Origin of the sequence: Streptomyces sp. NPDC020681 (genome assembly GCF_044334895.1) — a bacterium.
In the GTDB taxonomy this organism is placed as follows: Bacteria; Actinomycetota; Actinomycetes; order Streptomycetales; family Streptomycetaceae; genus Streptomyces.
Map to the genome: position 1 here is coordinate 142,815 of NZ_JBIRTX010000004.1, position 19,823 is coordinate 162,637.

The 19,823-nt window shown below is 71.6% G+C and carries 16 protein-coding genes; 14 read left to right on the forward strand and 2 right to left on the reverse strand.

Annotation, left to right across the window (positions count from 1 at the left end; translation table 11 throughout):
- The first annotated feature begins 345 nt into the window (after window positions 1–345).
- From ACH4YL_RS10815 to ACH4YL_RS10875, 13 genes are read left to right on the forward strand one after another with little or no spacing between them, the layout of a single operon-like run.
- Entirely contained in the window at window positions 346–2,139 is a 1,794-nt protein-coding gene (locus ACH4YL_RS10815; protein ID WP_398506840.1) for a fatty acyl-AMP ligase, read from the forward strand.
- Window positions 2,136–3,986: an acyl-CoA dehydrogenase family protein gene (locus ACH4YL_RS10820; protein WP_398506842.1), complete on the forward strand. Its 1,851-nt coding sequence runs from the start codon at window positions 2,136–2,138 to the stop codon at window positions 3,984–3,986. The genes ACH4YL_RS10815 and ACH4YL_RS10820 overlap by 4 nt, the downstream gene beginning before the upstream one ends.
- Window positions 3,980–5,722, forward strand: coding sequence for an acyl-CoA dehydrogenase (locus tag ACH4YL_RS10825; protein ID WP_398506844.1), 1,743 nt, complete (start codon window positions 3,980–3,982; stop codon window positions 5,720–5,722). The genes ACH4YL_RS10820 and ACH4YL_RS10825 overlap by 7 nt, the downstream gene beginning before the upstream one ends.
- Before the next feature lie 26 nt (window positions 5,723–5,748).
- Complete coding sequence (locus ACH4YL_RS10830) at window positions 5,749–6,078, forward strand: acyl carrier protein (RefSeq protein WP_398506845.1); 330 nt, start codon at window positions 5,749–5,751, stop codon at window positions 6,076–6,078.
- A 2-nt stretch (window positions 6,079–6,080) separates the two neighbouring features.
- Window positions 6,081–8,987: a beta-ketoacyl synthase N-terminal-like domain-containing protein gene (locus ACH4YL_RS10835; protein ID WP_398506847.1), complete on the forward strand. Its 2,907-nt coding sequence runs from the start codon at window positions 6,081–6,083 to the stop codon at window positions 8,985–8,987.
- A 2-nt stretch (window positions 8,988–8,989) separates the two neighbouring features.
- Window positions 8,990–10,045 carry a 3-oxoacyl-ACP synthase III family protein gene (locus ACH4YL_RS10840; RefSeq protein WP_398507330.1) on the forward strand — a complete coding sequence of 352 codons (1,056 nt, stop codon included), beginning with the start codon at window positions 8,990–8,992 and terminating at the stop codon, window positions 10,043–10,045.
- Window positions 10,046–11,974 (forward strand): HAD-IIIC family phosphatase, encoded by a 1,929-nt coding sequence (locus ACH4YL_RS10845; protein WP_398506849.1) that lies wholly within the window; start codon window positions 10,046–10,048, stop codon window positions 11,972–11,974. It begins immediately after the preceding gene.
- Entirely contained in the window at window positions 11,953–12,180 is a 228-nt protein-coding gene (locus ACH4YL_RS10850; protein ID WP_398506851.1) for an acyl carrier protein, read from the forward strand. The genes ACH4YL_RS10845 and ACH4YL_RS10850 overlap by 22 nt, the downstream gene beginning before the upstream one ends.
- Window positions 12,177–13,019 (forward strand): 2-oxo acid dehydrogenase subunit E2, encoded by an 843-nt coding sequence (locus tag ACH4YL_RS10855; RefSeq protein WP_398506852.1) that lies wholly within the window; start codon window positions 12,177–12,179, stop codon window positions 13,017–13,019. Before ACH4YL_RS10850 ends, ACH4YL_RS10855 begins: the two co-directional genes overlap by 4 nt.
- A complete protein-coding gene (locus ACH4YL_RS10860) occupies window positions 12,925–13,791 on the forward strand; it encodes a 4'-phosphopantetheinyl transferase family protein (RefSeq protein WP_398506854.1) in 867 nt (288 codons plus the stop codon). The genes ACH4YL_RS10855 and ACH4YL_RS10860 overlap by 95 nt, the downstream gene beginning before the upstream one ends.
- Window positions 13,788–15,050 (forward strand): FAD-dependent oxidoreductase, encoded by a 1,263-nt coding sequence (locus tag ACH4YL_RS10865; protein ID WP_398506856.1) that lies wholly within the window; start codon window positions 13,788–13,790, stop codon window positions 15,048–15,050. Before ACH4YL_RS10860 ends, ACH4YL_RS10865 begins: the two co-directional genes overlap by 4 nt.
- The gene (locus ACH4YL_RS10870; protein WP_398506858.1) at window positions 15,047–16,162 is read left to right on the forward strand and encodes an alpha/beta fold hydrolase; all 1,116 of its coding nucleotides are present in this window, start codon (window positions 15,047–15,049) and stop codon (window positions 16,160–16,162) included. Before ACH4YL_RS10865 ends, ACH4YL_RS10870 begins: the two co-directional genes overlap by 4 nt.
- Window positions 16,159–16,542, forward strand: coding sequence for a DUF4260 family protein (locus tag ACH4YL_RS10875; protein ID WP_398506860.1), 384 nt, complete (start codon window positions 16,159–16,161; stop codon window positions 16,540–16,542). Before ACH4YL_RS10870 ends, ACH4YL_RS10875 begins: the two co-directional genes overlap by 4 nt.
- Window positions 16,543–16,569: 27 nt before the next feature.
- On the opposite strand, the gene ACH4YL_RS10880 is transcribed toward ACH4YL_RS10875, so the two are convergent.
- On the reverse strand, window positions 16,570–17,769 hold the full coding sequence (locus tag ACH4YL_RS10880; protein WP_398506862.1) for a cytochrome P450: 1,200 nt from the start codon (window positions 17,767–17,769) through the stop codon (window positions 16,570–16,572).
- 126 nt (window positions 17,770–17,895) lie between these two features.
- Between ACH4YL_RS10880 and ACH4YL_RS10885 the strand changes: the two genes are divergently transcribed.
- Window positions 17,896–18,501, forward strand: coding sequence for a DNA-binding response regulator (locus tag ACH4YL_RS10885; RefSeq protein WP_398506864.1), 606 nt, complete (start codon window positions 17,896–17,898; stop codon window positions 18,499–18,501).
- 38 nt (window positions 18,502–18,539) lie between these two features.
- Here ACH4YL_RS10885 and ACH4YL_RS10890 read toward each other — a convergent pair whose 3' ends face one another.
- Entirely contained in the window at window positions 18,540–19,757 is a 1,218-nt protein-coding gene (locus ACH4YL_RS10890; RefSeq protein ID WP_398506866.1) for a sensor histidine kinase, read from the reverse strand.
- Window positions 19,758–19,823 lie beyond the last annotated feature (66 nt).

A 19,823-nucleotide genomic window follows, 5' to 3' on the forward strand; every position in this document is an offset into this window, starting at 1 on the left:
GAAGGCTGGTCCGGGCTCTGCTCCTAGAGCGAGAGTCGACCGGTGAAGAGCATGGTCGTACGGCATCGGAAGAATTCCGTACAAGGAGACCGGCCATGTCGTCGTTGCGAAGTTTTGTGCTTGTCAAAGTGCTGCGCCCGGTGGGCCGTGCGCTTATCGCGTACGGGATGTTCTGGGTGTGGATCCCAGGCGTCAACCATGAGGAACTCCTGCCGCGGGACAGTTTTCCGCGAGAGGACAGCGATGAGTATCTCAGCCTTTTGGGCACGGTCGACTCGCCTTCAAGGTGGTCTTGAGACGGATTTCCCAAGCTCTGGCCATTAGTACGCGGCTCTGGGGGAAACGATGGCTGCACACCGGAACTTCACCGAACTCGCGTTGCACAGAACATCGGAACTCGCGCAGCAGGAGGCTTACTTCTGCGTCGGCGCGAACCAGCAGGGTGAGCTGGAATCCGATGTGCTCGGCTACGGCGAACTCGGGACGCGCGCCAAACGGCTCGCGTCCTGGCTCCAGCAGCGGGGCTCGCACGGCCACCGGGTGCTGATCCTGCAGAGCGACGTCCGCGAGTTCATGAGCAGCTTCCTCGGCTGTCTGTTCGCCGGCGCGGTGGCCGTGCCCGCGCCGGCGCCCGTCGGATCGCGCCAGAACGTCGAACGCGTCGCCAACATCGTCCGGGACGCCTCCGTCAGCTACATCCTCACCGACGCCTCACTGGCCTCCACCGTCTCTCAGCTGCTGGCCAACATCGGCCATCCCGAGGTCGCGTGCCTGGCCACCGACCGCGCCGACGTCGGCGACGCCGAGGCCTGGGAGCTGCCCGGCCTCTTCCCGGACGATGTGGCCTTCCTGCAGTACACCTCGGGTTCGGTGAGCGAACCCAAGGGCGTGATGGTCACCCACCGCAATCTGCTCGCCAACCAGCGCGCCATCCAGCAGGCGATGCACACCACGCACGAGTCCCGGGTCGGCGGCTGGCTGCCGTTCCACCACGACATGGGCCTCGTCGGCCATCTGCTGCACCCGCTGTGGCTGGGCAGCGCCGGTGTGCTGATGCCGCCGATGACCTTTGTGAAGCGGCCGCTGCGCTGGCTCCAGATGGTCGACCGGTACGGCATCACCACCGGCGGCGGCCCCAACCTCGCGTACGACCTGTGCCTGCGGCGGATCAAGGACGAGCAGATAGCCGAACTCGACCTGTCCCGCTGGGAGACCGCCGTCAACGGCGCCGAGCCGGTACGCGCGGAGACCATGGACGCCTTCGCCGAACGCTTCGCGCCCGCCGGCTTCCGCAAGGAGGCCTTCTACCCCTGCTACGGACTGGCCGAGTCCACCCTCCTCGTCAGCGGCAAGGAGCCGGGCCGCCCGGCCCGCACCCGCGAGGTGGACGCCGCCGACCTCGAACGCCATCTGATGCGGCACGCACCCGCCGGACGGCCGACCCGGACTCTCGTCAGCTCGGGCACCCCGCAGCAGTGCGAGGTGGCGATCGTCGACCCGTCGACCGGCAGCAGGCTTCCCGCCGGTTCGGTCGGCGAGGTCTGGATACGCGGCGAGAGCGTGGCCCGCGGCTACTGGAACCGGCCGCTGGAGAACGCGCATGCCTTCAAGGCCACCACCGAGGACGGCGACGAGGGCTATCTGCGCACCGGTGACCTCGGCGCGATGGACGGCGACGAGCTGTACATCACCGGCCGGATGAAGGACATGATGATCGTGGCCGGCCGCAATCTCTATCCGCAGGACATCGAGCGCAGCGTGCAGCGGGTGAGCGCGCTCTTCGGCTCCAGCGCCGCCTTCGCCGTCGAGTCCGACCGCGACCATGTGGTCGTCGTCCAGGAAGTGCGCACCGGCTCCGGGTTCGAGGCCGAACTGGCCTCGCTGTCGGCCGCCGTACGGATGTGTGTCTCCAAGGAGTTCGAGGTCGCGGCCGAGAACGTGCTCTTGGTCCGCCCCGGCACCGTACGCCGCACCACCAGCGGCAAGCTCCAGCGCACCGCCATGCGGCAGCTCTTCCTCGACGGCCGGATCCAGCCGCTGCACGAGGTGCTGCACCCCGAGGTCCGCGAACTGGTCTCGGTGGGTGCGCCCCCCGACATGGCCGACAAGGCCGACGGGGACGGCGGGGACGGCGGATGACGACGACCCAGGCAGGCCCCGCCGCACACACCGGCACGCACACGCCGCCGACCGCCGACGCGGCCACGCTGCGCTGGCGGCTCGCGGAACAGCTCGACGAGCGGCTCGGCGACCCGAACGGCGCCGGACCGCTCTCCTACGCGCGGGCCGCGAGCGAGGACGTCGCCGAGGATTTCCCCGCCGCGGCCTGCGAACTGCTCGGCGCGCTCGGCATCCACCACTACTACATCCCGGCCGAGTACGGCGGCGCGCTCACCGGCTTTCCGCAGCTGCTGGAGATAGTGCGCACCATCGCCCGCCGCGATCTGACCACCGCCGTCGGACACGGCAAGACCTTCCTCGGCGCGGTCTGCGTCTGGGTCGCGCAGGACTTCGCCGGAGCCGAGCGCCTTGCGTCGCTGGTGGCGGCGGGCGAACCGGTCTCCCTCGGACTCACCGAACGCACCCATGGCAGCGACCTGATGGCGGGCGAAGTCGTCGCCGAACACACCGACGGCGGCTACCTCATCACCGGCGAGAAGTGGCTGATCAACAACGCCACCCGCGGCAGGCTCGTGTGCCTGCTGGCCCGCACCGCCCCCGAAGGCGGCCCCCGCGGCTTCAGTCTGCTGCTCGTCGACAAGAACGAACTGCCCGCGCACACCTACCGCACCCTGCCGAAGGTGCACACCCTCGGCATCCGCGGCGCCGACATCAGCGGCGTCGCCTTCGACCGCGCGCCCGTCCACGGCTCCAGCCTGGTCGGCCGCGAGGGCGAGGGCCCCGAGACCGTACTCAAGGCCCTGCAGATCACCCGGTCCCTGTGCACCGCGCTCTCCCTCGGCGCGGCTGACCACGGACTGCGCGTCGCCCACCGCTTCGCCGCCGAACGCGAGCTGTACGGACGCACCCTGCTCGACCTCCCGGCGGCCCGCCGCACGCTCGCCGAGACCTATGCCGACCTGCTCGCGATGGAAGCGCTCAGCACGGTCGCCGCCCGCTCCATCCACACACTCCCCGACGAGCTCAGCGTCACCTCAGCCGTCGCCAAGTACCTGGTGCCGACGGTCGTGGACGACATTCTGAACCGGCTGCGCTCGGTGCTCGGCGCACGCGCCTTCCTGCGCGACTACTACGCGCACGGCCGGTTCCAGAAGCTGGAGCGCGACCACCGCATCGTCGGCATCTTCGACGGCAACACCATGGTCAACCTGTATGCGCTCACCGCCCAGTTCCGCACCCTGGCCCGCTTCCACCCGGTCCACGACCGCGAACCGCACACGCTCGCCGCCACCTTCTCGTACGCCGAGGAACTGCCCGGGCTGCGTCCCGGACAGCTGAGCCTGCTCGCGCGACGCGGCAGCACCGTACTCGGATCGCTGCCGGGGAACGCCGAAGTGCTCGGCGCGCAGGCGTCCCGCGAACCGGAGCTCGCCCGAGCCGCGGCGCTCGCCCGCACACTCGCCGTCGCCGCGGACCAACTGCACGCCAGGATGCGGGCCGCCCGGCCGGTGCCCGGCGGCGCACCGGTGGAGAGCTTCGACCTGGCCCGCGGCTACAGCGTCTGCTTCGCGGCCGCCTGCTGCCTCGGCGTCTGGCGGCACAACCGCAGACTCGCGCAGCAGAGCGGCACCGCCGGCCACTGGCGGGACGGGCTCTGGCTCGAAGCCGTACTCGCCCGGCTCACCGACCGGCTGGAACAGGCGGTGCCCGGCGTCACCGGGCCCCAGCCACGACCGCCCGCCGCCTACGACACAGAACTGGAGTCGCTGTTCGAGCGGCTGCTCGCGCGGCTGACCGAACAGTACGAGGCGGGAGAGCTGTTCTCCCTGCTGCCCGGCCGTATCGCAGAAGGACCGCCATGCTGAGCCCGAGCCAGGAAGAAATCATCGTCCAGCAGCGCGTCGCCGACCTGGAGAGGCGGCTCGGCGATCCCGGCGATCCCGGCAATCCGCTCGGCCTCGACGCGCTGCTCGCCGCCGACGAGCGCGGCGAACTCCTCGCCGAAGCCGAAGAAGCCCTCGCCGAATTCGGGCTCAACGCCGAGTTCGTGCCCACCGAGCTCGGCGGCCGGCTCGACCGGATCGACACGCTCGGCAGGGTGCTGCGCGGCGTCTTCCGCCGCGACGCCAGCCTCGGCCTCGGCTACGGCGCCACCACCTTCCTCGCCGCCATCGCCGTCTGGACCGCCGGCACACCGGAACAGCGACGGCAGGTCGCCGACCTGCTGCTCGGCGGCGGCCGGCTGGCCATCGCGTACCACGAACTCGCGCACGGCAACGACTTCGTGCGCAACGAGTTCCGGGCGGTGCCCACCGACGACGGCTATCTGATGTCCGGCGCGAAGCACGTCATCAACAACGTCGTACGCGCCGAGGCGCTGGTGCTGTTCAGCCGCACCGACGACACCGTGGGCAGCCGCAGCCACTCCGTGCTCCTCGTCGACAAGTCCCGGATTCCCGCCGACCGTTACCGCTATCTGCCGCGCTACGAGACCGTCGGCGTCCGCGGCTGCCAGAACGCCGGAGTGGAGTTCAGCGACTGCCCGCTGCCCGCCGACGCGCTGATCGGCCGGCCCGGCGACGGGGTCGAACTGGCCCTGCGCTCCTTCCAGATCACCCGCAGCGTCGTGCCGTCGATGATCCTCGGCGGCGGTGACACCGCGCTGCGCACCGCCGTCGGCTTCGCACTGGACCGCAGGCTCTACCACCGCTCCGTACTGGAGATCCCGCACGCCCGCGCCACCATCGTCGGAGCCTTCACCGATCTGCTGATCAGCGACTGCCTGGCACTCGCCGCGACCCGGGCCGTGCATCTGGTGCCCGAGGCCACCAGCGTGTACGCGGCCGCCGTGAAGTATCTGCTGCCCAAGCTGCTCACCGAGACCGCATACGACCTGTCCATCGTCCTCGGCGCCAACTTCTATGTACGCGACGGGGCTTACGGCGCCTTCCAGAAGCATGTCCGCGACCTGCCCATGATCAGCCTCGGCCACGCGGGCACCGCCGCCTGCCAGGCCACGATCATTCCGCAGCTGCCCAGGCTCGCGCGCAACGCGTGGTTCTCCGGCAAGCCCGCGCCCGAGGGGCTGTTCCGGATCCGCGACGGACTCCCGCCGCTCGACCCGGCCCGGCTGGTGCTGATCGCCGGCAGCGACGCACTGATCGGCTCGATGGAAGGTGCTGCCGAAGCGATCGCCGGCGAGAAGGCGGCCCGGGCCGGAGAGTACGCGGAGGCGCTCACCGCACTGGCGGCCGCGCTCGAGGACGAACTGCGCAGTCTGCAGAGCGAATGCCGCGCCATGTCGCCCAAGGACCGCACCGTGCTCGCCAGCCCCAAGGCGTACGCCATCGCCGACCGCTACACGCTGCTGCTGGCGGGCGCGGCCTGCCTCGGGGTGTGGCGGCACCAGGAGCCGGAGGACGACGAGTTCATCGCCTCGCCCGCCTGGGTCGCCGCGGCGCTCACCCGGCTGGTGAAACGGCTCGGCCACCCGCTCCCCAAACTCCCGGACGGCTGGGAGGACCAGCTGCTCGACGAGGTGCTGAACCGCTACCACGAAGCCCGCAGCTACGACCTGTACGACACCCCGATCGCCGGCTGACCGCAGACACGTGTGAGGAGCATCAGATGGTGCTGCATTCCACCGGGGATCAAGCCCCGGGCCCCTGGTCGACCAAGCCTGTGGCCGAGTTCGACGAACGCGACTTCCGGAACTGGCTGATCACCCGGCTCGGCGAGTATCTCCAGCGCCCGGCCGACGAGATCGGCCCGCGCACGCCGTTCGCGGAGTACGGCCTCGACTCCGTCGCCGCGCTCAGCCTCTACGGAGACATCGAGGAGGAGTTCGGGCTCTTCCTCGAACCGACCGTCGCCTGGGACCACCCCACCGCCGACGATCTCGCCCACCACCTCGCCGAAGAGTTCACCAAGGCCGGCGGCGAGTATCGGGAGGTATGACCATGGGCCGTGCACCTGGCCCGTCCCACCAGCCGGTCGCCGTGGTGGGAATGGACTGCAGATTCGCCGGCGCGCCGGGTACCGAGGCGTACTGGCAGCTGCTGATGAGCGCCACGACCGCGATCGGCGAACGCCCCGCCTCACGCGGCCGTTCCACCGTGCCCGGCGGCTTTCTCACCGACGCCGACGCCTTCGACCGTTCCTTCTTCGGCGTGCCCGCCGCCGAGGCGAGCGCCATGGATCCGCAGCAGCGGCTGCTGCTCCAGTGCTCCTGGCGTGCCGTCGAGGACGCCGGGATCTCCCCGACCCGGCTCGCAGGCAGCGGCGTCGGCACCTATGTGGGCTGCATGTCGGACGACTGGCTGCGGCTCGGCCTCGCCGCCGAGGAGGTGACGCCGCGCACCGGCACCGGCAGCGGACGCTCCATGCTCGCCAACCGGATCGCCTACCAGCTCGATCTGCGCGGCCCCAGCCTCACCGTGGACACCGCCTGTTCCTCCTCGCTGGTCGCCGTGCATCTGGCCTGCACCGCGCTGCGCGCCGGAGAGTGCGATCTCGCGCTCGCCGCCGGCGTCAACATCGTCGTCGGCTCCGTGCTCGACGAGATCTACGCCCAGGCCGGACTCGCCGCCGCCGACGGCCGCTGCAAACCCTTCTCCGCCGCGGCCGACGGCATCGGCCGCGGCGAAGGCGTCGGCGTGGTGGCGCTGCGCCTGCTGGACGACGCCGTGCGCGACGGCGACCGGATCCACGCCGTGATCCTCGGCAGCGCGGTCAACCAGGACGGCCGCAGCAACGGCATCATGGCCCCGCACCGCGCCTCGCAGCGCGATGTGATCGCCACCGCCTGCCGCCGTGCCGGAACCGAGCCCCGGGACATCCGCTTCATCGAGGCGCACGGCACCGGCACTCCGCTCGGCGACCAGATCGAAGTGCTGTCGCTGGGCGATGTGTTCCGCGACCCGGACGGCCTGCGGCGGTGGCCGCTGGCGATCGGCGCGGTCAAGGGCGTCGTCGGCCACACCGAGGGCGCCGCCGGAATGGCCGGACTGATCAAGACCGTACTGGCGCTGCGGCACGGCGTCGTGCCCGGCGGCCCGTCGTACGGGGACGAGAATCCGCGGCTCGGTCTCGGCCGCCGCTCCATGGAACTGATCACCGAACCACTGGAACTGCCCGCCGACGGCTGCCGCGCCGGCGTCTCCAGCTTCGGCATGGGCGGCACCAACGCTCATGTCGTCCTGGAGACCGCGCCGGCGGACCGCGAACCGCTGGAGAGCCGCCGCCGCGCCGGGGTCTTCACGCTCTCCGCCGACACCCCCCGCGCGCTGCGCCGCAATCTGCGCCTCCAGGCCGTCGACGTCGCGGGACGGCCCGGCGAGGAGCTCGGCAGGCTGTGCTGGACCAGCAACCGGTCCCGGGCCCAGCTCCCGTACCGCTTCGCCACCGCGGCGGACAGCACCGAGGAGCTCGCCTCGCGGCTGTTCGCCGGAGCCGAGCTGGAGACTCAGCACTTCGAGGACACGGCGGCCGTCGACGAGCCGGTGCCCGCCTTCGCGTTCACCGGCCAGGGCGCGCAGTACCCGCGGATGACCGCCGGACTGTACGAGCAGTCGGCCGTCTACCGGACCTTCCTGGAAGAGGCGTCCAAGGCGCTCCAGCAGTACACCGTCACCCCGGTCCACGAGGTGATCCTCGCCGGGGATCCGGCCGTGCACCGCACCGGGACCACGCAGCCCGCGCTGTTCGCGGTGCAGTACGCGCTGGCGCGGACGCTGATGGAGCTCGGAGTGCGGCCGGCGGCCGTCGTCGGGCACAGCATCGGCGAGTTCGCGGCGGCCGTCGTCGCCGAGGCGCTGGACCTCGCGGACGCGGCCCGGCTCGTCGCCGTACGCGGCGCCTTCATGCAGCAACTGCCGGACGGCGGCGGCATGCTGGCGACCCGCGCCCGGCCGGCCGAGGCCGCCGCGCTGATCGCGGACGAGCCGACGGTCGGTGTCGCGGCGCTCAACGGGCCGGGCGCCACCGTGCTCTCCGGCGATCTCGCGGCCCTCGGCCGGATCCGCGCCCGGCTGGAGGGGCGCGGACTCGCGTGCACGCCGCTGAAGGTCTCGCACGCCTTCCACTCGCCGCTGATGAAGCCGATGCTCGGCCGCTTCGAGCGGGTGGCGTCCCGGATCCCGGGCGGCCGGCCCAGGCTGCCGTTCCACTCGACCGTACGCGGCCGCCTCCTCGCGCCCGGCGAGGAACTCGACGCCGCCTACTGGACGGAACACATCTCGGGAACCGTGCGGTTCGAGGAGGCCGTCGGCTCGCTCTGCGCCCAACAGCCCACCCATGTGGTCGAGATCGGCCCCAAGCCGGTGCTCGCGGGCCTTCTCCGGCGGATCGGCGCGTCCCGCGACATCCCCGCACTCGGCGTCTGCCGCACCGAGGACTCCGGAGCGCGGGAGGTGGGCGAACTGCTCGCCAGGCTCCACCAGGACGGGCTCGACCCCGCCTGGGACACCTTCTATCCCGACGCAGAGAAACGGGCCGTGCGCATGCCTGCCCATGTCTTCTCCACCGAGTGGCGGTCCTGGCACCGCGGGACCTCGGCCCCGCCACCGTCCACCGCACCGGCCGCGTCCGTCACGGGCGGCCCCGACCCGGACCGGGTGCGCCGGGGCGTGCGCGAGGCCGTCGCCACGGTCAGAGGCGGCCACCACGACGAACTCGACGACACCCTGCGCCTCTATGACGACCTGGGCTTCGACTCCGTGATGCTCATGGAGCTCAAGTACCGTCTTGAGGTGCGTTTTCCGGAGGTCGGCGAGCTGTCGATGCCGGAGATGCTCTCCAGCCTCGTCAGCGTCGAGACTCTCATCGGCTACCTCAGCGAGCAGCTCGAAGCGGCGGTCGCGCCGTGACCCTGTCCGCAGCAGGCCGGTCCCCGGCCGCCCGTCCCGTCCGGCTGGCCGGGATCGGCACCGCGCTGCCCGGCGAACCGGTCGGCAACGACGCGCTCGCCGGCCGGCTCGGCATCGCCCCGGAGTGGGTCGAGACCTTCATCGGCACCAGGACCCGGCACTTCGCCCGCGACCTCGACGGCGGCGCCGTCCGCTGGACGCTGGAGGACCTGTGCACCGACGCCGCGGACCGGGCGCTCGCCGACGCTGCGGCCGAACCCGAGGACGTGGCCTTCATCGTGGTGGCCACCGCGACCCCCGACGCGCTGATGCCGACCACGGCCGCGCTCGTCGCCGACCGCCTCGGCATCGACGGCGTGCCGGTCTACCAGCTCCAGTCCGGCTGCTCCGGGGCGGTCCAGGCCCTCGCGCTCGCCTCCGCGCTGCTCGGCAACGGCGCCCGCGGCCGCCGGCCCGTCGGCCTGGTGATCGGCGGCGACGTGTGCAGCAAGCACCTCGATCTGGGCCAGAACTTCCGTGAGATGCCACCGTCCCAGCTCGTCAACTATGTGCTGTTCGGCGACGGCGCGGGCGCGGTCGCGCTGTCCCGCGAGGACGGCGCGGGACGCGCGGTGCTGACGGCGGCCGAGCACTGGCTCGACGGCCTCGGCCGGTCGCCGGGCCAGACCGTCGAATGGTTCGGCCTCGCCGACCGCCACACCGACCGGCCCGCCGTCGTGGAGGACTACAAGGCCGTCGAGTCGCGCGTGCCGGTCATGGCCCGCGAAGTGCTCGACAGCCTGCTCGACACGCTCGGCTGGCCCGCCGCGACCCTCGGCCATGTCCTCCCGCCACAGCTCAGCGGCCGGATGACCGAGCGGATCACGAGGGGTCTGCGGCAGGGCCTCGAGTGGGAGGAGGTCTCCTGTGTCGCACAGACCGGAAACAACGGAAACGCGCTGGTCTTCTTCCAGCTGGAGCGGCTGCTGCCGCGGCTGGCGGCAGGCGGACGCGCGGTCGGCATGGCGATCGAGTCCAGCAAGTGGATCAAGGCCGGCTTCGCAGTGGAGGCGACTTAGATGAGCCTGAGCGAGGCACAGCAGGAGCTGAGGGCCCTGCACGAGGCGGGCACGCTGGCCGACTCCTATCCGGAGCTGCCCGCGCTGCTCGCCCGGCTCGACGACGCCGGACTCGACTACGCCGGACGCCTCCTCGTCCGCGCCGGCGCGGCGGACGTGCTCGCCGCCCACCCAGGCACCCCCGTCGTGCGCATCGCGGTCAGCGGCCGTTCCACCACCGCCGGACTCGTGCCCGCGCTCACCGCCCAACTCGCCCGGCACGGACTGCTGCTGATCCCATACGCGGCCGGCAGCGGCGGCTATGTCCAGGACCTCGCCGACCCGGCATCGGACGTCTACGCGCACCGGCCCGACCTCACGCTCTGCGTCCTGGACCCGCTGACGGTCTGGGACCGGCTGCGCGCGCCGTGGCAGCCGTACGACGTGGCGCTCGAAGCCGAGCGCCAGCGGCTGCTGCTGGCCGAACTCGCCGCGGTCCACGCCGCGCACGCACCGGCCGGAGCCACCTTCGTACTGAACACGGTGCCGCTGCTGCGCCGGTTCACCCATCAGCTCACCGGTCTCGCGCAGCGGGCCGAACTGGGCGCGGTCTGGCGGGAGTTCAACGCCGACCTGCTGCGGATGTCCGACCCGGCGGCGGGAGTGGCCGTACTCGACCTCGAACCGCTGACCACAGCGGGCACACGGGCCGACGACCCGCGGCTCGGTGCGTACGCCGAAGCGCACTGCACCGCCGAACTGCTCGCCGGATACGCCCGCGAGGCCGCCCACCTCGCCCGGGCGCTGCGTGGCGACGCCAAGAAATGCCTGGTCCTCGACCTCGACGGCACGCTGTGGGACGGCATACTCGCCGAAGACGGACCCGAGCGTGTTCGGGCCGCGGACTCGCTGCGCGCGGGCGCGTTCGCGAGCTTCCGGCGCACCGTCGAGCAGCTCGCCTCACAGGGCGTGCTGCTCGCCGTCTGCAGCAAAAACGATTCTGAGCCCGTCGCCCGCGCGCTGGCCGCACACCCCGACTGGCCGCTCGGCGCAGGCGACTTCGTGAGCGTCGTCGCCGACTGGGGCTCCAAGGCCGACGGCATCCACAAGATCGCCGCCGATCTGGGCATCGCGCCGGACGCCGTCGTGTTCGCCGACGACAGCGCCTTCGAGCGGGAGGTCGTACGGGCCGGGGTGCCCGGAGCCGCCGTCGTCCCGCTGGACGCCGAACCGGCACGGCACACCGAACACCTGCTGGCCGACGGCTGGTTCGACGTCCCGTCCGTCACCGATGAGGACCGCGGACGGGCCGCGCGCTACCGCGAACGCGAACAGCGCGAACGGCACCAGGCCCGCGCGAAGGACTACCAGACCTTCCTGCGCGGCCTCGGCATCGTCGTCGACACCGGCCCGGCCGGGACCCACGAGACCGCCAGGATCGCCCAGTTGAGCCTGCGCACCAACCGGTTCAACCTCACGGGCACGCGTCTGACCGGCGCGCAGATCCAGCAGCTCGGCGCGGACCCGGACGCCCTGGTGCTGGCGGTGCGCGCCGCCGACCGTTTCGGCGACGACGGCGTCGTCGGAGCGGTCTTCGCCCGCAGGGACGGCGACCGGCTGCTGATCGAGAACATGGTCGTCAGCTGCCGGGTGCTGGGCCGCGGCATCGAGAGCGCCGTACTGGCCGGGCTGCTGCACGCGGCCTGCGACGCCGGCCTGTCCGCGGTGGAAGCGCTGTGGCGTCCGGCGGCGGCCAACGAGGCCCAGCGCGCGTTCTGTCCGGCGCACGGCTTCGAAACCGTGAGCGGCACGAGGGACGACGGCGGCGCGATCCGCTACCGGCACACCCTCGACCGGCTGCCGTCCGTACCGGCCCATGTACGGCTGCGCCTGCGCCTCACCGACAGCCCGGCCCAGGAGGTGGCGTCATGCACACCGTCGTCGATCTGATCTCGCTCGCCAACGAGCACCTCGGCACCGACCTGGAACCGGCCGACGCCGCCCGCGAGCTGACCGAACTGCCCTGCTGGGACTCGGTCCATCTGCTGCGCCTCGTCGGTCTGCTGGAGCAGGAGCTGGGCCGGCCCGTCGCGGTCGCCGAAATGCTCCAGGCGCGCAGCCTCAGCGAGATCTGGACCGCAGCGGTGGCGACATGAGCGGGCCCCGGGACCGGGCACGGCGGCATACGCGCTACTTCCTGAACTGGGCACGCGCCGCCGCGCCCGTCCATCTCGGCGCGGACATCGACATGACCCGCGTCGAGGACCACCGGGCCGCCGAGCGCGCAGCAGGCAGGCGGTACTCGGTCGTGAGCTATCTGCTGTTCGCGGCCGGGCGGATCGTCGCCCGGCACCCCGAGGCCCGCGCGACGGCGCGCGGCGTGCTGTGGCCGAGAACCGCGCCGCTGCCGGACGTGGCGGCCAAGCTCGCGCTCGACCGCACGACCGCGAGCGGCGAACGCGTGGTGCTCACGGCCGTCCTGCCGCGCATGGACGTCGCGTCACTGTCGGAGATCCAGGATGTGGTGGACCTGTGCCGCGAGAGCGATCCGCACGACCTGCCGGGCGCCGCGGCGGTCCGGCTGCTGAATCAGCTGCCGCCGCCTGTGGGGCAGTTGGCTTTCCGGCTCGGCGTACGCACTCCGGGCGCCAGGGGCCGGCGGCTCGGAACCTTCGCGGTGAGCTCACTCGGTCACCGCGCTGTCGATGTATTCCACTCCTACGGCGGCACGGCGGTCACCTTCTGCGCGGGACGGGTGACCGACCGTGCCGTGGTGCGCGACGGGCGGATCACGGCGGCGCCGGTCATGCGGCTGGGGCTGACCTTCGATCACAGGGTGCTCGACGGAGCCGCCGCGGCGGACGTGCTCGACGGAGTGGTGAAGCGGCTGGAGGGCTGGCATGGTGATCTTTCCGGGACCCGTGGCGAACCCCGCGACGGAGCAGGGGTTCGCCCGGCCCGTGCGGGTGACCGGCCCGGACGGACCCTGGGATGAGGTCCGTGAAGCGGTACGGCAGCACGGCAGCGTGGTCGTCCACGCCCAGCTCGACGACTGGCTGCCGGCCGACCTGGACTCGCCGGAGCTGCGCCCGCTGCTGGGCCGTGACTATGCGCGCTTCGCCGCCATGACGCACTATCAGATCCGGTCCCGTTTCGTGGCGTCCCGGCTGCTGCTCAAGCATGTCGCCTGCGCGATCATCGAGGCCTCGCCGCAGTCCGTCGAACTGGCCTACAAGCCGGGCGGACGCCCGTATCTGCGCGGCCTCGACCAGATCGACATCAGCCTCAGCCACACCGACACCCTGCTGCTCGTCGGGCTGACCCGGCGCGGCTGGATAGGCGTCGACGCCGAACTGCGGGACCGGCCGATGCTCGGACTCGGCACCGAGAACCAGGTGTGTACACCGCACGAGCGCGAGGCGCTCGCGCAGATCGCCGACGAACGGCGCAACGGCGCGCTGGTACGCCTGTGGACGCTGAAGGAGGCGTACAGCAAGGCGATCGGCCAGGGCATGCGCTTTCGCTTCACGGAGTTCGGCTTCGGCCCGCAGGAGCGCAGGGTGCAGGTCCTCAGACCCGACGGATCGCGCGGCACCGGCGACGAATGGACCTTCCACACCTGCCTGGTGGACCGGAGATACACGGTCAGCGTGGCCCTGTTCGACGCAGGCTTCGGCGATACCAGCGACACAGCGGCTTCCACCATGCTCGACGCCTCACTCATGGCGGCGCTGGTGGCAACGGGACAGGACGAGGCACCGGCATGACGATGACGACCGAGGTGTGTGTGGTGGGCGGCGGGCCCGGTGGGCGGGCGCTCGCCCTGGCGCTGGTACGCCTGGGGCACGAGGTTGTTCTGCTGGAACAGCGCTCCGGCGGCGCGCGCGCCTTCCGCGGCGAGTCAGTGTCCCCGGACGGCGTGCGGATCCTGGCCGGTCTGGACGTACTCGACCGGGTGCGGGACGACACGCACGAGGTGCACCGGCTGGAGATCTCCGACGGCGGCGCGCGGGTGCTCGACGTGCGCTTCGAGACGTTTCCGTACGCCTATCGCCATCCGGTGGAGCTGGCCCAGCCGGTGCTGCTGGCCGCGCTCGCCGAGGCAACGGCCGGGCACGGAGGCTGCACGGTGCTCGAACCGGCGTCCGCGGTCGGCCTGTTGCGCGACGGCGGCGCGGTCCGCGGGGTGCGCGCGAAGACCCCTGAGGGAACGATGGAGATCCGGGCCGAAGTGACGGTCGGCGCGGACGGCCGCTACAGCGCCGTACGCAGGTTCTCCGGCCTCGACCACACCGCGCGGCGCACGCCCCTGGAGCGTGACGTGGTCTGGCTGAAGCTGCCGTTCCCGGACGCCTGGGACCGGCGCGCCTACCGAGTGCGGATCAGCTCCGGGCGGCACGGACTCTTCCTCCCCTCCACCGACGGCACACTGCGGGTCGGCCTCAACATCCCCAAGGGCGGCCTGCGCGAGCTGCGCGCCGGCGGCCTGGAACAACTGCACGCGAGGCTCGCGGAGCTGGCACCCGAGCTGCGGCATGAGGCTGCGGACACCATCCGGAGCTGGTCCGACACTCATCTCCTGGACATCTTCACCACCGACGTACGGCGCTGGTCCGCGCCCGGAGTCGTACTGATCGGCGACGCCGCGCACACGCTGTCGCCGATCCTCGGCCAGGGCGTCAACCACGCTCTCGCCGACGCGGTCGCGCTCGCACCGCTGCTGGCCAGTGCCCTCGAAGCGCCGCGCAGCGCACGGGCGGCGGCACTCGGTACGGCGGTGGCCGCCTTCCAGCAGGAGCGAGAAGCGCCCGTGCGGCGCTCCAGGGGCCTGCAACTGCGCCAGGAGCGGATGTTCAGCCTCTCCGCACCACCCGCGGCGGCCCTGCGGCGGACCGTCTACCGGGCGCTCAACGCCAGTCCCGCACTCCAGCGTCGCGTCCTCGCGCCGGCGTACTTCCCGGGCCAACAGGCACGTGCCGACGGCGGCGGGACCGGGACCAAGACCAGTACGGAGCAACTGACATGAGCGAGAACGGTCCGGACTTGGCGGAGCTGCGGCGCCATGTGCTGCTGCACGCCCGGGCCCAGGGACTCGACCCGGCCCGCTGCGAGGCCCTGCTGGACCGGGTGACCACCGCACACGGAAGCCGTCCCGACTCCTGGCCCGCGGTGTGGAGCCGGGCCGGCGACCTGCTGGCCGGACGCGGCAGACAGCTGGACGCCTGCCGGCACTACGGCCTCGCCCGATTCCCGTACGCAGCCGCGGACGACATCGTCCGGCGCCGGGCCCAGTTGCTCTGCGTCCAGTCCTTCGACCAGTGGCGACGCGCTCGCGCGGGCATCGGCCGGCTGGACATCGCCCTGCCCGAAGGGCGGTTCGCCTGCTGGACGGCGGGCTTGTCGACACAGCGGAAGCGGCCGCTGATCGTCGTCATGGGCGGCATCGTCAGCGTCAAGGAACAGTGGGCGCCGATCCTGGCGCGCGCGGACGCCCTCGGCGTGGCTCTGGCAGTCACCGAACTGCCCGGCGTCGGCGAGAACACGCTCCCGTACAGGGCCGACAGTCACCGGATGCTCAGCGCCCTGCTCGACCGGCTCGCCGACCGGGCCGATGTACGCCACACCTTCGCCGTCGCGCTCAGCTTCGGCGGTCATCTGGCACTGCGGGCCGCGCTCACCGACGACCGGGTGCGCGGAGTCGCCACGGTCGGTGCGCCGCTGCGCCACTTCTTCCTCGACCGGGACTGGCAGCGCGGCGTCCCCGACACCACGGTGCAAACCCTCGCGCATCTGACCGGCTGCAAGCCGGAAGATGTCTTCGACGCCGTACGCGAATGGGCACTGAGCGAGGACGAGTTGGAGCGGCTGCGCATTCCGGTGACGTACGCCGCCGCGCTGCGTGACGACATCGTGCCGCTGACGGAGACGGGCGCGCTGCTGAAGGACGCGGATGCTTCCCGCCGGGTGCTGCTCCTGGACGACGAACACGGCGCGCCCGCTTCCTTGCCCCGGGTGCGCGTCACCCTGCTGCACGCGGCCCTGCGCACGGTGAAGGCACGCCCGCCGGCCAGGGTGGCGCTGGGAGCGGTCGCCGGTGTGCAGAGACTGCTGAGCAGGAAAGGACGGCTCGCGCTGTGAACGCCGTACGCAGGTCCGGCTGGAGCTACCACCATCCCGTCGGGCGGGCGCTGAGCGGCACCGTCGGTGTGGCCGCGCTCGTCGCCGGCGCGCGGCTCGGCGGCGTACGCAGCAGAGTGCTGTGGACCACCGCCGTACTCCCGGACGTCGCCCTGCTCTACGGCATCGCCGCGGCCCCCGACTTCGAGCGGCTGCCCGGCTACGCCGTACGCCCTTACAACGTCCTGCACTCTCCCGCCGTCCCCGCCGCGCTGCTCACGCTCGCCGCGGTCACCGGCAGCAGGACAGCCGCCGTCGCCGGTCTCGGCTGGCTCGGACACATCGGCGTGGACCGCGCCTTCGGCTACGGTCCGCGCCGCCCGGACGGCCTGCGCCACTGAACTGCCTGGTGCTGAACTCCCGCTTGCTCAGCCCCAGTTCAGCGGGAGCGACTCCAGCCGGTTGACCAGCAGCCCGGTGTGCATCCGGATCTCCTCCACCGGCACGGCGAGCCGCAGGTCCGGGAAGCGGCGGGCCAGAGCGGCCAGTGCGATCTGCAGTTCGGCCCGTGCCAGCGGCGCGCCCAGGCAGTAGTGCGGGCCGTGGCCGAACGCCAGATGGGGTGCGTCCCGGCGGGCCGGGTCGAAGCGCTCCGGGTCGGGGAACCGGCGCTCGTCGCGATTGGCGGAGCAGATCGCACCGATCACGGCGCTGCCCGCCGGCACCGTCCTGCCCGCCACCTCGATCTCGGCGGTGGTGACCCGCAGTGGGCCGCCGTCGCCGATCGGATTGAACCGCAGCAACTCCTCCACCAGCGTGGCCAGTTCCTGCGGGTCGTCCGGCACCAGACGCATGCCGCCGGCGTGCCGCAGCAGGGTGAACACCGAGGCCGCCAGCAGGCCGACCGTCGTCTCGTGCCCGGCGACCAGGAGCGTCATCGCCATGGTGACCAGCTCGTGCTCGGTCAGCGGACCGTCCTCGTCCCGCACCGACACCAGCGCGCTCAGCAGATCGTCGCCGGGCCGCCGCCGCTTGTCTTCGAGCAGCTGCTGGAGATAGGCGACGAGCGCCAGCTTGCGCTCCAGCATCTGTTCGGGTGTGTGCGCGGTGAGCGACAGGATCGCGTCCGACCAGCCGCGGAACAGCTCCCGGTCGGCGAACGGCACACCCAGCAGCTCGCAGATCACCGCCACCGGATACGGAAAGGCGAACGCGTCGTTGAAGTCGACCGGCCCGCCACGCTCGGCCATCCGGTCCAGCAACTCGTCGGCCAGCTCCTGGATTCGCGGGCGCAACAGGTCGACGCGGCGCGCGGTGAAGGCACTCGACACCAGCGAGCGCAGCCGGGTGTGCTCGGGCGGGTCCATGGTGAACAGGCCGCCGGCGTCGAACGGGACGGCCGTGAGCTTCGGCGACTCGGGAAGCACCGTCGCGGCCCTGCTGCACCTCGCGTCGGAGAGGACCGTACGCACATCGTCGTAGCGGCTGAACAGATGTGCCCCGTCACCGCTGGGCATGACGACGTCGGTTACCGGGGCGTCACTGCGCAGCTGCGCATACTCATCGGGAATGCCGGTCGCGGACCGGCGCGGGGGCGGGTAGCTGCGTACGGCGGAGTCGTGAGGCATGACCACACCGTCCGACCTGGTACTCGGGATGTGGTCGAGCAGGTGTTGTGAGCGACTCGGGGAGGTATTCTCGGCCTTCGCTGACGGCAGGCTGGGGGAGGCCGAGTGCTGCGTGAACCATCGCACATGATCAGAGTGGTCCTTGCAGAGGACATGCACATGGTTCGAGGAGCACTGGTCGCTTTGCTCAATCTCGAGCCGGACATCCAGATCGTTGCCGAGGTCGGCACGGGACGGGACATCGTGCCCGCCGTGCTGATGCACGATCCGCATGTGGCCGTGCTCGACATCGATCTTCCGGGCATGGACGGCCTGTCGGCCGCCGCCGAGGTACATGCGAAGCACCCGTCCTGCCGCACGCTGATCCTCACCGGCCTCGGCCGTCCCGGGAATCTGCGCAGGGCCCTGGAGGCCCAGGTGTCCGGATTCATCCTCAAGGACGCGCCGCCGAGTCAACTGGCCGACGCGATAAGACGCGTGGCGGTGGGGGAGCGGGTGATCGATCCGCAGCTTGCGCTGGACGCGTGGGCGGCCAGGGACAACCCCCTCACCGCCCGGGAGACGGAAGTGCTGCGGATGGCGGCGGACGGCGCGGAGGCGCCGGACATCGCCGGGCGGCTCTATCTGACCGTGGGGACCGTACGGAACTATCTGACGACCGTCGTCACCAAGCTCGGCGCGCGCAACCGCGTCGACGCGATCCGTATCGCAAGGGAGCAGGGCTGGCTCTGAGTCGGGCCGCCGCGCAGAAACGTTCAGACGGCGCTGCTTCAGACGGCGCTGCGCGTTCCGCCGTCGGGGTTCCGTTCGCCGCCATTGCGCAGCCGCTGGTCCACCAGCAGCCGAGGCCGCGGAAGCCGGCGGTCCACGCCGCAGTCCAGCGGCACCTTCGCCTCCAGATGGAAGCAGCCGTCGTCGCGCACGCCCGCGCTGAGCGTGCCGCCGATCGAGGTGACACGGGTCGAGAGGTTCCCGATGCCGCTGCCGTCGTGCGAGTCCGGGCCGCCGGGGCGGGCCCGGACGCCGTCGTTGCGCACATGGAGCAGCACATCGCCGTGGTCCGCCTTGCGGGCGTCGATCCGGCAGTGCCGCACGCTGCTGTGCCGCAGGACGTTGGTGATGCCTTCGCGCAGTACGGTCGCGAGTACCGTGCCCACCTGGTCCGGCAGGTCCACCAGGGTGCAGTCGACCTCGATCTCGACGCCCGCGGCGCCGAACACCGAGCGCGCCGAGGCCAGTTCGGCCGGGAAGGACATGTCGCGGTAGCTGCGGGCGACCTGCCGGGTGTCGGCGAGCGCCTGGCGCGAGATCTCCAGGACCGTCGACAGCTCTTCGCGCGCCCGCGCCGGATGCTGGTCGACCAGACGCAGCGTCAGCTCGCTGCGCAGCGTGATCGCCGAGAGGCTGTAGCCGAGCAGATCGTGCAGATCACGGGCGAAGCGCAGTCGTTCCTGCTCGACCGCGAGCCGGGCGATCTCCTGTTGCGCGCTGCGGAGTTGGAGCACCATCTCGGACAGCAGCGTGAGTCCGTAGACCACGATCGAGGTCGTGATGACCGAGGCGGCGAGCCAGGCGACTTCCAGTGCCTTGAAGCCGGCGGCGTACGACGCTCCCAGCACGCTGAGCCAGACCAGCCCGGCGGCCAGCCACGACCACGGCGGCCGGAACGTCAGCAGTACCGACCCGGCCAGGAATCCCGGCAGTCCGACCCATGCCTCACCGAGCACCAGGAAGGGCGTGTAGGTGAGGAGGGCCTGGACGCCGAGGAGCCAGTACTGCTGACGCCGGCGCAGCCTCGTGCCGCCGTGCGCGGAGCGCACCACCTGGGTGGTGAACACCACCGCGAGCGCCGCTCCGCCGAAGAGGATCTGGAGCGGACTCTGGTCGATGGAGAGCAGATGGAGGATGGCGGAGATCAGCATGCCCAGCAGAGCAATCATGAACAGCGAGACGGCGATCCTGGGGACCACCGCCACGTTGATGCCCATGGGCAGAGGTTGGTTTTCGCCATCGGGCGACTTGTGCGTCTGATCCGTTCTCACCATGCGCTCCCC